We start from the raw sequence: 12,675 nt of genomic DNA on the forward strand, positions 1-12,675 counted from the left end.
GAACCCAGAACTCGAACGGTTCCGGCGCCGATAGTGCTCACCTGCTGGCGGCTATGGAACTGAGCATTCCCCGGTTCCATAGCTCCCATTAGGCGACGGGGGGCGTACGAGCAGACCGTGACCACGTGCTCGTCCTGTTCGAGGGTGAACCAGCCCGCGTGGACGGTGTGGCCCGCGACCGGGATCCGCCGGGGGATGACCGGCCACTGTGCAGGGTTCACGGTGATCCGGGTGACCCGGCCCCACTGCTTGTCGAGAGCCGCGGCCAGGTCGGGGAGTTCGAGAAGAAGGTCACGAGACCGAGGCCACCAGGCCCCGTCCAGCCGACCCGCCCGCCCGCCGGGCGCCAGGGAGAGCCGCAGGGCGGATTCAGAGGTGGTCGGCGCACGGTCGAGGATCGCAGTCATGATCGATGGGCCTGTCTCCGAACCCGAGCGGGGCCCGGATCCGGCATAGCCGTTCGCCGGAGATGACGCCGGTGTCAAGTGCCGGCATGCGAAGTACCTTCGGTGATGCCCAGGCTACTCCTCGTATCGTCCGAACCTCGCATGATTGATTGTGAGGCCTCCTGCCGCGTCGTCGCATCCGAGCAGGGTGGAACGACGACGGCCTGGACGCCGAGCCATAGGCCGACGTCGGCCCGGCGGTCGTAGGCGGCGGACGTGAGACATCCGCGACCGGCACCCGCCGCGCCCCGGGGGCTGATCGCCGGCCAGGTGACTCTGTTGCTGAATTCTGGCTGCGGGTTGGGCTGACTGCGGCATGATCACTCCTGTGGCCGTCTCGTGGGCAGGCGGTGGCGGGGGTGGTGTGGGTGTCGATGCAGGCGGCGGGGCTGCCGGAGGTCCCAGGTCAGACAGCGCTGGTCGCGGCGGCCTTCCCGAAGGGGACGCTGGCGATGCGGGTGCGGGAGAAGCTGGCGGAGGTCTTCTCGGACGAGCCGTTCGCGCCGGCGTTCGGGGCGCCTGGGGCGCCGGGACTGTCGCCGGGGATGCTGGCGCTGAGAACCTGACCGACCGCCAGGCTGCGGGGATGGCGGTGCGGGCGATCGACTGGAAGTACGCGCTCGGCCTGGAACTCGCCGATCCCGGCTTCGACTTCACTGTGCTGGTGAAGTTCCGGGCCCGGCTGGTCGAGCACGGCATGGAGCGCTTGGTCTTCGACCGGCTGGTGGAGCACTGCCGCCGGGAGGGGCTGATCGCGGCAGGGGGCAAGAAGCGCACCGATTCCACGCATGTCATCAGCGCGGTGCGGGACCTGAACCGCTTGGAGTTGGCCGGGGAGAGAGAGCGCGCGGCGCTGGAGGCGCTGGCCGTCGCGGCTCCGGGCTGGCTCGCGCACGGTGCCGGTGGCCGAGTGGGAACTGCGGTATGCGGCGCGGGTCGACTCGTGGCGGCTGCCCGCGTCGAAGACGAAACGGGACCGGCTGGCCGAGGTCTGCGGCCAGGACGCGCTTCAGTTGCTGCACGCGGTGCGCGAACCCACCGCGCCCGCGTGGCTGCGGCAGGTCGAGGCGGGCGAACTACTGCGGCGGATCTTCGTGCAGACCTACTACGGGCACATCGACGGACGGGGACGGGAGGTGGTCAGGAAGCGGGAGGCCGAGACGGACGGCGTCCCGCCCGGCCATCTGCGGCTCGCTTCCCCCTCCGACCCGCACGCCCGCTGGTCCGCCAAGGGAGACGAGCTGTTCCGGTGCGGCTACAAGGTCCACCTCACCGAGACCTGTGATTCTCCCGCCGAAGCCGCAGCCGGCGGTGTGCTGCGGCTGATCACAGACGTGCACACCACGGTGGCGACCGTTCCCGACGTCAAGGCGACCGCGCCTCTCCAGCAGAGCCTGAAGGAACGGGACTTGACACCGGGCGAGCACTACCTCGACTCCGGCTACCCTTCCGCCGACCTGGTCACCGACGCCGCTCGCGAGGGCATCACCATGGTCACCCCGCTACTGGCCGATCACTCACGGCAGGCCCGGGCCGCCGAGGGCTTCGACAAGAACGCCTTCCGCATCGCCTGGGCAGCGCGGCAGGTCCGCTGTCCCGAAGGCCGCACCAGTACCGGCTGGTATCCGGTCCAGCAGCACGGCAGGTCGGCGAGCACTACGAACTCGCCGCCCTCAACAGCCGCTCCTGGCAGAACGGCTGCCTCGGCTCCACCGAAACCACCCGCACCGGCGCCTACGACACCCGCACCGACGACCTCGGCGACTGGATCAAGTTCGTCCGCTCCAGCACGATGCCGCCCCAGGCCCCGGTGTCCTGCGCTGGTTCCTCTCCGACTCGGCCCAGTCGAACGTCTCCACCCGGGCCACGGACGGCTCCACTACCTCCGTCTCCTACGGCGACGGCGACTTCCCGGTCACCGGCGACCGGAGCGGCAGCGGCAAGTCGACCCAGGGCATCGTCGTCCACGGCCGGTGAGGCGCCGCCCACCCGCCCGGACCGACACCGTGGACACCAGAAGCCGCCAGCCGTGGAACAGCCGGACCAGCCCCCGCCCGGGGCGCGGTCCGATCAGGCCCGGGGGGCCCACCGCCATCCCGGCATCGATGTGGGAAATGATCTTCGGAGTGATGGGAACGCCCACGTCGCCGGGCTGGTGTCGCTGCAGGTCAACGGATTCTGTCGGATGGCCTCGACGACCTCCGCGGAGTCCTACACGGCACCCCACCCCTCCGGCCCAGCCCCGCTCCGCTCCTGATGCCACGACCCACGGAGCCTCGGACCCGGTCACAGCCGTGCGGCCGTGCGGACCAGGCCGGCCAGCGCGAGGGAGCGGCTGTGCGCGGGCCAGGCGATGTGGGTCACCACGGAAGGTGCGTCGACCAAGGGAACGGCCGCGTGCTCGGCCCACAGCCAGGAGCGGGCGGAGTCGGGGACGACCGCCACGGTGCGCCCGAGGGCGATCAGCTGGGCCAGTTGTGTCTGGTTGTGGATCTCGGGGCCGGGGCCGGGTGCGTAGGTGCCGCGGGTGGGCCAGCGGGCGAGCGGCAGACCGGGGACGTCCCTGACATCGGCCAGCGACAAGGTCTCGCGGGCGGCGAGGGGGTGCCCGGCAGGCAGGACGGCGACCTGCCCCTCCGCCGCCAGTACCTCGCTGTCGAACCCGGCGAGGGAGTTCCACGGTGTGTACATGAGCGCGACATCGGCGCGTCCGTCGCGCAGCATCTCCTCCTGCTCGCAGATCCCGCCCGGCAGCACCTCGATCTCGGCACTGTCGGGCTCGGCCGCGTAGGCGTCGAGAAGCTTCCGCAGCAGTTCATGGGAGGCTGCGGCCTTCACCGCGAGGACCAGGCGGTCGCGGGGGCCGCCGGGGCTGTCGGCACCACCGGCGCGCCGGGTTCGGCGAGCGGCGGCGACGGTCGCGTCGAGGGCCGCGCGGCCCTCGTGCAGCAGCACCTCCCCCGCACCGGTCAGGCGGACACCACGGCGGTTGCGCTCCAGCAGACAGACTCCCAGGCGCCGTTCGAGCTGCTGGATCGCCCGCGACAGCGGCGGCTGGGCCAGGCCGAGGCGCTTGGCGGCGCGTCCGAAGTGCAGTTCCTCGGCGACGGCCACGAAGTACCTCAACTCGCGGGTTTCCAGGGTGTCCACGGCCGCAGCTTACGCGGTGATACCCGGCAGGTATGACAGGACACCGTATCGGTGTTGGCCACGCCTTTCGTCCGAGGACCACCATCATCAGCATGAGCGAAACGATGATCGCGCTGGTGACCGGCGCGAACAAGGGCATTGGGTACGAGATAGCGGCCGGGCTGGGCGGTCTCGGGTACCGCGTGGGCGTGGGAGCCCGTGACGAGGCCCGTCGCGAAACCGCCGTCGGCACACTGCGCGCCCTCGGCGTGGACGCGTTCGGGGTGCCGCTGGACGTGACCGACGACCGCAGCGTCACCGATGCGGCGGAGCTGGTCGAACGGCTGGCCGGACGCCTGGACGCCCTGGTCAACAATGCCGGGATCTCGGGCGAGATGGGCCCCGGGTGGGAGCAGGACCCGACCGCGCTCGATCTGGAAGTGCTCCGCACGGTGGTGGACACCAACGTCATGGGTGTCGTCCGGGTGACCAACGCGATGCTGCCGCTGCTGCGGCGCTCCGCCTCCCCACGCATCGTCAACGTCTCCAGCAGCGTCGGCTCCCTGACCCGGCAGGCGGACCCCGACACCGAGGTCGGTCCGATCATGGCGGCCTACGCTCCGTCGAAATCCTTCCTCAACGCCCTCACGCTGCAGTACGCCCGGCGGTTCGCCGGCACCGGCATCCTCGTCAACGCCGCCTGCCCGGGCCTGGTCTCCACCGACTTCACAGGCTTCCACGGACCCCGAACCCCCGCACAGGGCGCGGCTACGGCGATCCGGCTCGCCACACTGCCCGACGGCGGCCCGAGCGGTTCGTTCTTCGAGGACGACGGCGTCGTCCCCTGGTGACCGGCCCACCGAGGCGAACAGGTCGACGGCTTCCTGGCGACGCCCGCGGCGTTGGCGTGTACGGGGTGGGAGGGTGCATGGTGTCACCATGTCCGAACGCCGCGACCGCCGCCGTCTTCACGCCCGCGCCCGAGCTCTCGGGGTACCCATCGAGCAGGCCGGCCGCCGCGCCTCCCTGCGCAGGCCCGGACCGCCGACCGCGGAACCCGTGTGGCCGCGTACCGCGATTCCTGACCGGGACGAGGCTCCTGCCGTCGTCCGGGCGGTGCCTCCGGTGGCGGTGGCGTGCTGCACGGTCTCGCGCGACCGGCAGGTCACGGACGGCGGGACGGTGGTCGTACTGACCCGCCACAGGGCCGACTGTCCGATCTGGTCCGCCCGCTGAGCGTGGGGCCCGGACAGGCCCAGCCGGCGTCGGGCCGAGTGGCTCCCGAGGCGTGAAAGGCGGCGACGGCCGCTTTCGCGGCCCGGGCGGCCATGGGTCCGTGGCCGAGGCCGCCGCCGGCCGGGTCGCTCCCCCGGCGAACCACCTCCCCGAGGCCGTGCCGAGGTCGTCGAGGGCACCGGTGTCCTGGAGTCCAGGCACCGGCGGGCCCTGACTCCACCGTGCTGGACGACGCGGTCGCCGCCCAGGACACCCTCGCCCAGATCATCGCCGCGGTCCGGGTGGGGGTTCTGAGGTCCCCGGCGCCGGCGAGGTGGCCGCCCGCCGTGCACCGCCCACGAGTACGCCGAGCCCGGCAGGCCCCGCACCGCTTGGAACGACGGGCAGACCCGAGCCGACCTCCTCGCGCCCGGCCCGGCGCCGCGCCCTACGGTGGAAGGAGTCGACCGACGGAGCCGCGTGACCGCACTGCCCGTGAGGACGGTGAGATACATGTGCCGATGGCTTGCCTACTCCGGTTCCCCGATCATGTTGGAGGAGTTGCTGTACAAACCCGCCCACTCGCTGATCGACCAGAGCCGCCACGCCCGGATGGGCGTCGAGACGACCAACGGCGACGGGTTCGGCGTCGGCTGGTATCCGGACGAGCCGCGCGACATCGACGGCGCCACGGATCCGGCGGTCTTCCGAGCGGTGGGCCCCGCGTGGAGCGACCGCAACCTGCACGAGCTCGCACACTGCGTGCGCTCGCCGCTGTTCCTCGCCCACATCCGTGCCTCCACCGGCACGGCGGTGCAGCAGACCAACTGCCATCCCTTCCGTTACGGACAGTGGCTGTGGATGCACAACGGCGCGATCCATGACTTCCCGAAGCTCAAACGCGACCTCGCACTCGAGGTCGCCGCCCCCCTCTACCCCTCCATCGAGGGCTCCACCGACTCCGAGCTGATGTTCTATCTGGCGCTGACCTTCGGGCTCCGGGACGACGTACCGGGAGCCGTCGAGCGCATGGCCGGCTTCGTCGAGGCGGTCGCCGCCCGGCACGGCGTCCCCAACGCCCTGCAGATGACGGTCGGCGTCTCCGACGGTAGGCGGCTGTGGGCGTTCCGCTACTCGACCGAACGCGCGTCCCGTTCGCTGTTCTTCAGCACCAGCGTCCACGCGCTACGCGCCCTGCATCCGGACAGCACCGTCCTGCGGCGGGTGTCCGAGGAGACCCGCATCATCGTCTCCGAGCCCCTCGGTGACCTGCCGGGCGCCTGGAACCCCGTCCCCGAGTCCTGCTACGGGCTCGTACAGGAAGGCCACGACTCGATCCACGTGTTCCGGCCGGTCCGGCCCTGAAACAGCGCCGGTTCGCCCCCGGCACGACGACTCGGGCCGAGGCCCCCGCCCGGCGGCCGGAAGGCCGACGACGGCGACAGCGCCTCGCACGGGTTCGAGACGAGCCGCGTCGGGGTCGTCATGCCGTCACCCGCTGCGCTCCGCTGCCCCGTGCCGGGGGCGGAGCCGACGCGGTGCCGCTCGGGATGTCGCCCCTCCGGCCGTCGGCCCCCACGTGCCCGCTGGGCCGCGGATCGCCGGGGCAGGTCCTACGACTGCCCCCGGCCGGAGAATCACCTGGTCCACGCCTACCCGAGACCTGGCGAGGCCTCAAGCAGGCGGTCCACGGCCTGGTTGGCTGAATCTCGCCCCCGGTCGGCGGGCCGACGCCCGTGTGGTCCCGGCCGCGCGGGGAACGCGGGCTCCCGTGCGGCGCCGGACACGAGGTCCGGCGCCGCACGGCCGGACGAGAGAGGGCGATCCTCATGATGGCGACAGTGGCGGTGCTGGCTCTGACGATCCTGCTCTTCAGTGCCGAACTCGGTCTCACCGTGGCGGCGGCGGGCCTGGCGAGTCGGTACGGGCGGTCGGCCGCGCGCCGCCGGCGATGACCGGCCGGATCCGGCCCACCGGTGCCCGGGCCTCACCGCCCCGCGTCGCCGGGGGTGTCCGCCGCAGGGGCCGCCGTCCTCCTCCTCATCACGGCGCGGCCGGCCAGCGACCCGCCGTAGATGGTGTGCCCGACGCCGATCAGCCAGGACTGCACGGTGAGGACCGTTCCGACCGTCCCGTAGGAGAGGGCGTTGGAGACCAGCAGCGGCGCGAGGACGAGCCGGGAGAAGTACCGCAGTCCGGCCGGCGCGGCCATCGTGGCCACAGCTCCGGGCAGCAGCCACGACCACGGCACCCGTGAGCCGAGCAGGAGGTGCCGCAGACACCAGAACGGCAGGACGCCGCCGAGCAGCGTGGCCCCGAGGCGCAGGACCGGCTGCGCGGTGCTCTCCCGCCAGGGAGTGCCGCTCCAGGCGGCGACGAGGATGTAGGCGGTCAGACCGGCGAGGCCCGGGCCTGCCGCCACACGGCGTGCCAGGGGCCTCGTTCGAGGTCCCAGATGCGCTCGTAGACGGTCTGGACGGATGCCATCAGGGAGATCCCGAAGACCGCCGGCGCGGCGACGCTGATGCCGGTGGTGGTGCTGAGGATCTGACCCCGGGAGACGAAGAGGCCGCTGGTGGCCCGCGCTCCGCGGCCGGTCAGCCCCAGGCCGTCGGTGATCCACCGGCTGATTCCGACGCCACGCGTCTGCGACGCCGCCGCGATCACGATCAACAGGAGCACCGGCGTGACGAAGAACAGCGCGGCGAAGGCCATCGAGCGCTGGAGGAGTTCCACCGCGCGGCCCCGCCGCCAGATCTCGTCCACCACGGCGGTCGCCCCGCGCCACCACCCCCGTGCTCCGGCCGCACCCGTCACGCCCGCTGCCCGATGCCGACCCTCAGCCATGGCGGCCTCCACACCAACGACTCCACACCGGCTCCTACCCGGACCGGGCCGACGAAGACGGACCGGACCGGCGGCGCCGCCTTTCGGCAGGCCCGACGCCGACACCCCGCCCGACGGGAGCGAGGTCCTGGCAGGCCCCGGGCGCTGCCTCCGACCCGGCCGTCGCGCCCCGCGGGTCCCAGGAGCCCAGTACCAAGACAACCTCGGTCCGCCCTGCCCACCGATCGGACCGCCCGCCCGGACGCCGTGCCGTTTCGTTTCCCGGACTGCCACCGAGCGGAAAGGCTTCGCTCCCGGTGCTGCGCGAACGGCGTCCGACCGGGAGAGTGGGCCGGGACCGGCACTCGGCCACACTCAGGGAAAGGCATCAGTGGAATCCGGACTTCGCATCGCCAGCCACCAGAGCGCACCCGGTGTGCGGCGGGTCGCACTCGACGGGGTCGCCGACATGGATACGGCTGACGTCCTGCGTGCCGCGCTGGACGACGGACTCGGTGCCCCTCCCCTCCCGCAGGCCCTGGTCGTGGACTGCGACAAGCTGAGCTTCTGTGCGTCGGCCGGGCTCAACGAGTTCCTGCGGGCCCGGATGACCGCCGTCGGCCTGGGCATCGCCTTCCGGGTCGCCGCGCCGCAGGACCAGTTGCGCCGGCTGCTGCGCCTGACGGAGACCGACACCCTCCTGGGAGTGCCGCCCGTCCCCGCGTCCGAACCGTCCAGGCCGTTCTGACCCCCGGGCCCGACGGCGGGCGACGACCGGCCGACGACCGGCCGACGACCGGCCCGACGATCACCGCCGTTCGGCGCCGACCCCCTTGAGCGCGAGCGACGGCGCCCGGCCGTACACCGAGCGGTAGAGGGCGGCGAACCGCCCGGAGTGGGCGAACCCCCAGTGCGCGGCGATCTGCGTGACGGTCACCCCGGCGTACGGGTCGGCGGCGGCGAGGTCCGCGTGCGCGCGTTCCAGCCGGACCCGGCGCAGAAACCCCAGCGGCGTGGTCCCCGCGTGGCGACGGAACGCGTACTGCAGTGCGCGCGGGGTCACCCTCACGGCGGTCGCGATGTCGGCGAGCGCGATGTCGCGGTGGGCGTTGTCCTCGATGAACGAGACCGCCCGCCGAAGGGTGCCGCTGTCGGCGTCGCGGGTGTCGACGCGCGCGGGCGCGGTCCTGACGGTGTGGGGCAGCGAGGCCAGCACCACCGCCGCGAGGTGCTGCGCGGCGGTGGAGACGGCCAGCGCGCCCGGGAAGGACGCCGCGTCGTTCAGGACCGCGTCGCGCACGTAGGCGATCGCGGCGCCGAGTCGCTTGTTCCCGGCCTCGGTGACCGCCCGGGAGCCCGTCAGCCTCACCGGTCCCGGCCCGGCTGCTCCGCCGGCGGCGGCCATCCGGTCCAGCAGGGCCGGATCGAACATCGCGATGGTGTAGCGCGCCGACCGTACCTCGCCCTGGTACGGGAGGTCGGGCTGGGCGAGGAGGAACGTCTCCCCCGGGCCGTACACCGTCTCCCGGCCGTCCGTCCGGTCCACCAAGGTCCCGGCGTGCATGCTGACCAGGCAGATCCTGCCCAGGCTGCCGGCGTCGTACCCCATGTCGAAATTGACGGCGAGACGGTCCACGCTCAGCGGGCCCGCCGCTCGACGGGTGACCCGCACCTGCGCGTCACTCACCGATCCACCGATCCGCATCGGGGTGTACGCGGACGACAGGAAGGCCTCCGTCGCGTCCAGGCTGCCACTGCGGAAGTCCACACTCTCCATGCCCCGATCCTGCCAGGGAATCCCGGCGCTCGAAACGAGGTCGCGGGAGCGCGACCCGCAGGCGACTCCCGCCCCTCCCGCGCCGGCGCGGGAGCTGAGGACCGGGCGTACGGGGACAGAGCGCGTTCGTGTGGCGGCGAGGGCGCCGAGCCTGCCAGGCGGCCCCCGGCCGGAGCGCGGCAGCCGCCGAGGGGGCACCGTGCCGAGTGAACTCCGTCTCCCCGACGGGGGTTGTGGCCGGACGGCGGCGGCCCTCGGGTGCCGGCCGGGCACCCCCGGGGCCACTGTCCTCCGGCGGGACCGGCATCGGTCGTACGGCAGAGCGTGAGCTCGCGCTCCCGGGCATCGCTGTTCAGGCGTCACTGCAGGGGCGTCACTGTTCAGGCGCTGGTCCGGGCGAGCATGGAAGCCAGCCGCCGCACCGCCTCCTCGGCCTGGGTGAACTGCTCCGCGGTGGGGACGACGGTGTTGAACGTCGGGCCGTCCCCCGCCGGCAGGGCCCGCCAGTGCAGGACGGGGGAGAGCGCCGCGCTGCACCCCGCCAGGAACCAGGCCAGGCGGCCGTGGGTGCGGGCCAGGCCGATCGCCAGCACGGCGAGCGCCTCGCGCAGCCGCTCCAGCCGCTGGGGCTCCACCGCATCCGCCCGGCCGCCCTCCGGGCCGACCACCCCGAGGCCGGCGGCCACCTCGCGGGCCAGCGCCCGGTCCCTCGGCGTGAGGTCCCACCCTGCCGTCCCGAGCTGCTCTTCCGCCTCCGTGATCAGCCCCAGGATCTCCACCCGCATGTCCATCCCCGCACGATAGCGGCAGCACCGGCCGCGCCGACACGGCCCGGCCGAGGGCACTTCGGGGAGGGAGTCGGAGGCCCGTCGGCGGGAGTTCCCGGACGAGGTGGTGGTGCGCGGGGGCCGCGCGCTGGGCGTGCGCACCGCCGACGGGCCAGTCCCACCGGGCCCGCCGTGCCGTCCTCGCGGACGTTCCGGCGCCGACCCTGTACGGCGCCCTGGTGGGGTGGGAGCACCTGCCGCCCCGGACGCGCGCGGATCTCCGGCGCTTCCAGTGGGACTTCTCCACGGTCAAGGTCGACTGGGCCCTCGACGGCCCCGTCCCCTGGACCGCGCCCGAGGCGGCCGCGGCCGGGACGGTGCACCTGGGCGCCGACCTCGACGAGTTGAGCGACTACGCGCTGCAGTTGAGCACGGGGCGGCTGCCGCGCCGCCCGTTCGCGCTCCTGGGGCAGATGACGAACCCCGATCCCGGCAGGTCCCCCGCCGGCACCGAGTCCGCCTGGGCCTACACCCACGTCCCCCAGGTGATCAGGGACGACCTGGGGGACGCCGGCATCACCGGCCGCTGGGACACCCGCGAGACCGAGGCGATGGCGGAGCGGATCGAGGACCAGGTGGAACGGTTCGCCCCGGGCTTCAGGGACCGTATCGTCGCCCGGCTCGTGCTCACCCCGCCCCTCCTGGAGGAGCGCGATCCCAGCCTGGTCGGCGGCGCGATCAACGATCGCGTTCACCCTCGTCCCGTGGGGCGCCGACACCCTGGTATTCCTCGACGAACACCCCCTCACCGGCCCGGGAACCCGGCTCCGGCCGGTCGCACGGCGATCCCCGCTACCGCGGCAGGGATCACGGGCGCGGGTGAGGGCCGTGGAGAGGCGGGCGGGGCCGGCTTCCCGGGGACCGTCGGAGCGGGCGCACCGGCGCCCGGAGCGGCGGCGTACGAGCCGTTCCCGTCGTCGGTGCCGGAGACGGTACGGACTCAGGGGTCCGCACCGGACGCCGCACGCGGCCCGGGGGCGCTTCGACACGAAGATCGCGGGTAGTCGACGCGCCGTCGGGCGCGGGTCCGGCCGGTCGCGCGGGTCCGTCGAGGGGAGCGGCGGTCGAGAAGAGCGACGAAGGTGGGGGCGCGCCATGATGGGACATTCGCACGCGGTGAGCGGAGGGCTGCTGTTCGCGGCGGCATCGAGCCATCTCCCCGTCGAACTGGTCGGACCAGGGTTCGGGCCCGCCGACCTCCTGATGGGCACCGTCCTGTGCGCCGGCGCCGCCCTCCTGCCCGACCTGGACCACCACGACAGCACGCTCGCCCACTTCCTCGGGCCGGTGTCCGGGGTGCTCTGCCGCGTGCTGGGCCGGGTCAGCGGGGGCCATCGCCACGCGACCCACTCGCTGCTGTTCGCGGCCCTCGCCGGCGCCGGTACCTGGGCCGGTATCGACCATCTGGGCCGCGGCTTCGTCCTGGGCCTGACCTTCTGCCTGCTGGCGCTGGCCCTGCGGGCCCTGCACCTGCACCCGCCCGGCAACGGCCCGGCGACCTGGGCACTGCCCACCGGCCTGGCCGCCCTCGGAGCGGCCGGCCTGGACTCCTGGCTGCCGAACGCCCGGTACTGGCTGCCGTGCGCGGTGACCCTGGGCGTCCTGGCGCACCTGCTCGGTGACTTCCTGACCAGGCGGGGCGTCCCGCTGTTCTGGCCGTACGGACGGCGTTACGAGATACCGCTGATCAAGCGCACCGGAAACGGCGTCGAGACGAAGTTCCTCGCCCCCCTCATGACGATCGCGACCTTCGTCCTGCTCTGGTGCACGGTCTTCCCCGGAACCCTGCCGATCAGCTGAGCCGGCGGCACCCCGCCACCCGCCCGGACGACGGCGCGCCCCCGGCGGGGCCGGCGGCGCCGACCGACGCCGCTCAGCCCTGCGGGAGGTCGATCTCGACCCAGACCGCCTTGCCGGGGCGGTCGGCCCGCGGGAGGTGCCCCCACCGGCTGGCCAGCAGCTCGACGGTGTGCAGGCCGTGCCCGCCGATGCGGGTCGGCTCGTGCGGCAACCGGGGCCGCGGCGGTTCGTCGGAGCCGTCCAGCACCTCGATCCGGAGGATGCCGGCACTCGCGGACAGGACGAGCTGGTCCGGCCCGCCGGCGTGCTGGCAGGCGTTGGTGGCGAGCTCGGAGACGATGAGGAGGACGTCGTCGGCCCGGGCCTGCTGGTCCGGTTCGGTGGTGGGAAGCCATCCCCAGTCCTCCAGCGCGGCCCGTGTCCGGTCGCGACAGCGTCCGACCGCACCTGCCGCACCGTCCAGGGTCAGCCTCCGGACCTGGCCGGTGGGAGGCATCCCTGGCATCACCGACCGGCTCGCCGTCCGGTACTCACTGGCACTCATCTGTCCTCACTCCGACGACCGACCGGGACCGGGTGGCAACCGGCCTTTGCTTCCTCGTGTGCCCGCCGGTTCGCAGGAGACACCGGTGACGTGCACCGGGCCCCGCCGCCC

At 73.3% G+C, this 12,675-nt stretch carries 13 protein-coding genes; 5 read left to right on the forward strand and 8 right to left on the reverse strand.

Annotated features, from left to right (window positions below; all coding sequences use genetic code 11):
• The 3 genes from ACZ34W_RS24085 to ACZ34W_RS24095 all read right to left on the reverse strand — a co-directional run.
• Nucleotides 1-407 (reverse strand): DUF5994 family protein (locus ACZ34W_RS24085; protein WP_465606934.1); only part of this gene is annotated, 407 nt, incomplete at its 3' end.
• Nucleotides 408-852: 445 nt separating this feature from the next.
• The gene (locus ACZ34W_RS24090) at nucleotides 853-1,140 is read right to left on the reverse strand and encodes a hypothetical protein (RefSeq protein ID WP_465606936.1); all 288 of its coding nucleotides are present in this window, start codon (nucleotides 1,138-1,140) and stop codon (nucleotides 853-855) included.
• Nucleotides 1,141-2,732: 1,592 nt separating this feature from the next.
• Entirely contained in the window at nucleotides 2,733-3,596 is an 864-nt protein-coding gene (locus ACZ34W_RS24095; protein WP_465606938.1) for a LysR family transcriptional regulator, read from the reverse strand.
• Between the two features lie 92 nt (nucleotides 3,597-3,688).
• Here ACZ34W_RS24095 and ACZ34W_RS24100 point away from each other — a divergent pair, with 92 nt between their 5' ends.
• Both ACZ34W_RS24100 and ACZ34W_RS24105 read left to right on the forward strand, forming a co-directional pair.
• Nucleotides 3,689-4,426 carry an SDR family oxidoreductase gene (locus ACZ34W_RS24100; RefSeq protein WP_465606940.1) on the forward strand — a complete coding sequence of 246 codons (738 nt, stop codon included), beginning with the start codon at nucleotides 3,689-3,691 and terminating at the stop codon, nucleotides 4,424-4,426.
• An 877-nt stretch (nucleotides 4,427-5,303) separates the two neighbouring features.
• Complete coding sequence (locus ACZ34W_RS24105) at nucleotides 5,304-6,155, forward strand: class II glutamine amidotransferase (RefSeq protein WP_465606942.1); 852 nt, start codon at nucleotides 5,304-5,306, stop codon at nucleotides 6,153-6,155.
• Nucleotides 6,156-6,777: 622 nt separating this feature from the next.
• On the opposite strand, the gene ACZ34W_RS24110 is transcribed toward ACZ34W_RS24105, so the two are convergent.
• Both ACZ34W_RS24110 and ACZ34W_RS24115 read right to left on the reverse strand, forming a co-directional pair.
• A complete protein-coding gene (locus ACZ34W_RS24110) occupies nucleotides 6,778-7,212 on the reverse strand; it encodes a hypothetical protein (RefSeq protein WP_465606944.1) in 435 nt (144 codons plus the stop codon).
• Nucleotides 7,182-7,637 carry a hypothetical protein gene (locus ACZ34W_RS24115; RefSeq protein WP_465606946.1) on the reverse strand — a complete coding sequence of 152 codons (456 nt, stop codon included), beginning with the start codon at nucleotides 7,635-7,637 and terminating at the stop codon, nucleotides 7,182-7,184. The genes ACZ34W_RS24110 and ACZ34W_RS24115 overlap by 31 nt, the downstream gene beginning before the upstream one ends.
• Nucleotides 7,638-8,007: 370 nt before the next feature.
• Here ACZ34W_RS24115 and ACZ34W_RS24120 point away from each other — a divergent pair, with 370 nt between their 5' ends.
• Nucleotides 8,008-8,364, forward strand: coding sequence for an STAS domain-containing protein (locus tag ACZ34W_RS24120; protein WP_329491854.1), 357 nt, complete (start codon nucleotides 8,008-8,010; stop codon nucleotides 8,362-8,364).
• A 60-nt stretch (nucleotides 8,365-8,424) separates the two neighbouring features.
• Here the strand turns inward: ACZ34W_RS24120 and ACZ34W_RS24125 are convergent, their stop codons facing one another.
• Both ACZ34W_RS24125 and ACZ34W_RS24130 read right to left on the reverse strand, forming a co-directional pair.
• Nucleotides 8,425-9,393: a helix-turn-helix transcriptional regulator gene (locus tag ACZ34W_RS24125; protein WP_329491853.1), complete on the reverse strand. Its 969-nt coding sequence runs from the start codon at nucleotides 9,391-9,393 to the stop codon at nucleotides 8,425-8,427.
• Between the two features lie 380 nt (nucleotides 9,394-9,773).
• On the reverse strand, nucleotides 9,774-10,184 hold the full coding sequence (locus tag ACZ34W_RS24130) for a hypothetical protein (RefSeq protein WP_465606948.1): 411 nt from the start codon (nucleotides 10,182-10,184) through the stop codon (nucleotides 9,774-9,776).
• 215 nt (nucleotides 10,185-10,399) lie between these two features.
• Here ACZ34W_RS24130 and ACZ34W_RS24135 point away from each other — a divergent pair, with 215 nt between their 5' ends.
• Both ACZ34W_RS24135 and ACZ34W_RS24140 read left to right on the forward strand, forming a co-directional pair.
• Nucleotides 10,400-11,224: a phytoene desaturase family protein gene (locus ACZ34W_RS24135; RefSeq protein ID WP_465606950.1), complete on the forward strand. Its 825-nt coding sequence runs from the start codon at nucleotides 10,400-10,402 to the stop codon at nucleotides 11,222-11,224.
• Nucleotides 11,225-11,315: 91 nt separating this feature from the next.
• The gene (locus ACZ34W_RS24140) at nucleotides 11,316-12,020 is read left to right on the forward strand and encodes a metal-dependent hydrolase (protein WP_465606952.1); all 705 of its coding nucleotides are present in this window, start codon (nucleotides 11,316-11,318) and stop codon (nucleotides 12,018-12,020) included.
• Between the two features lie 73 nt (nucleotides 12,021-12,093).
• Here ACZ34W_RS24140 and ACZ34W_RS24145 read toward each other — a convergent pair whose 3' ends face one another.
• Nucleotides 12,094-12,564, reverse strand: a complete 471-nt coding sequence (locus ACZ34W_RS24145) for an ATP-binding protein (RefSeq protein WP_465606954.1) — start codon at nucleotides 12,562-12,564, stop codon at nucleotides 12,094-12,096.
• Nucleotides 12,565-12,675: the final 111 nt, after the last annotated feature.

Source organism: Kitasatospora sp. NPDC022856 (assembly GCF_055561235.1).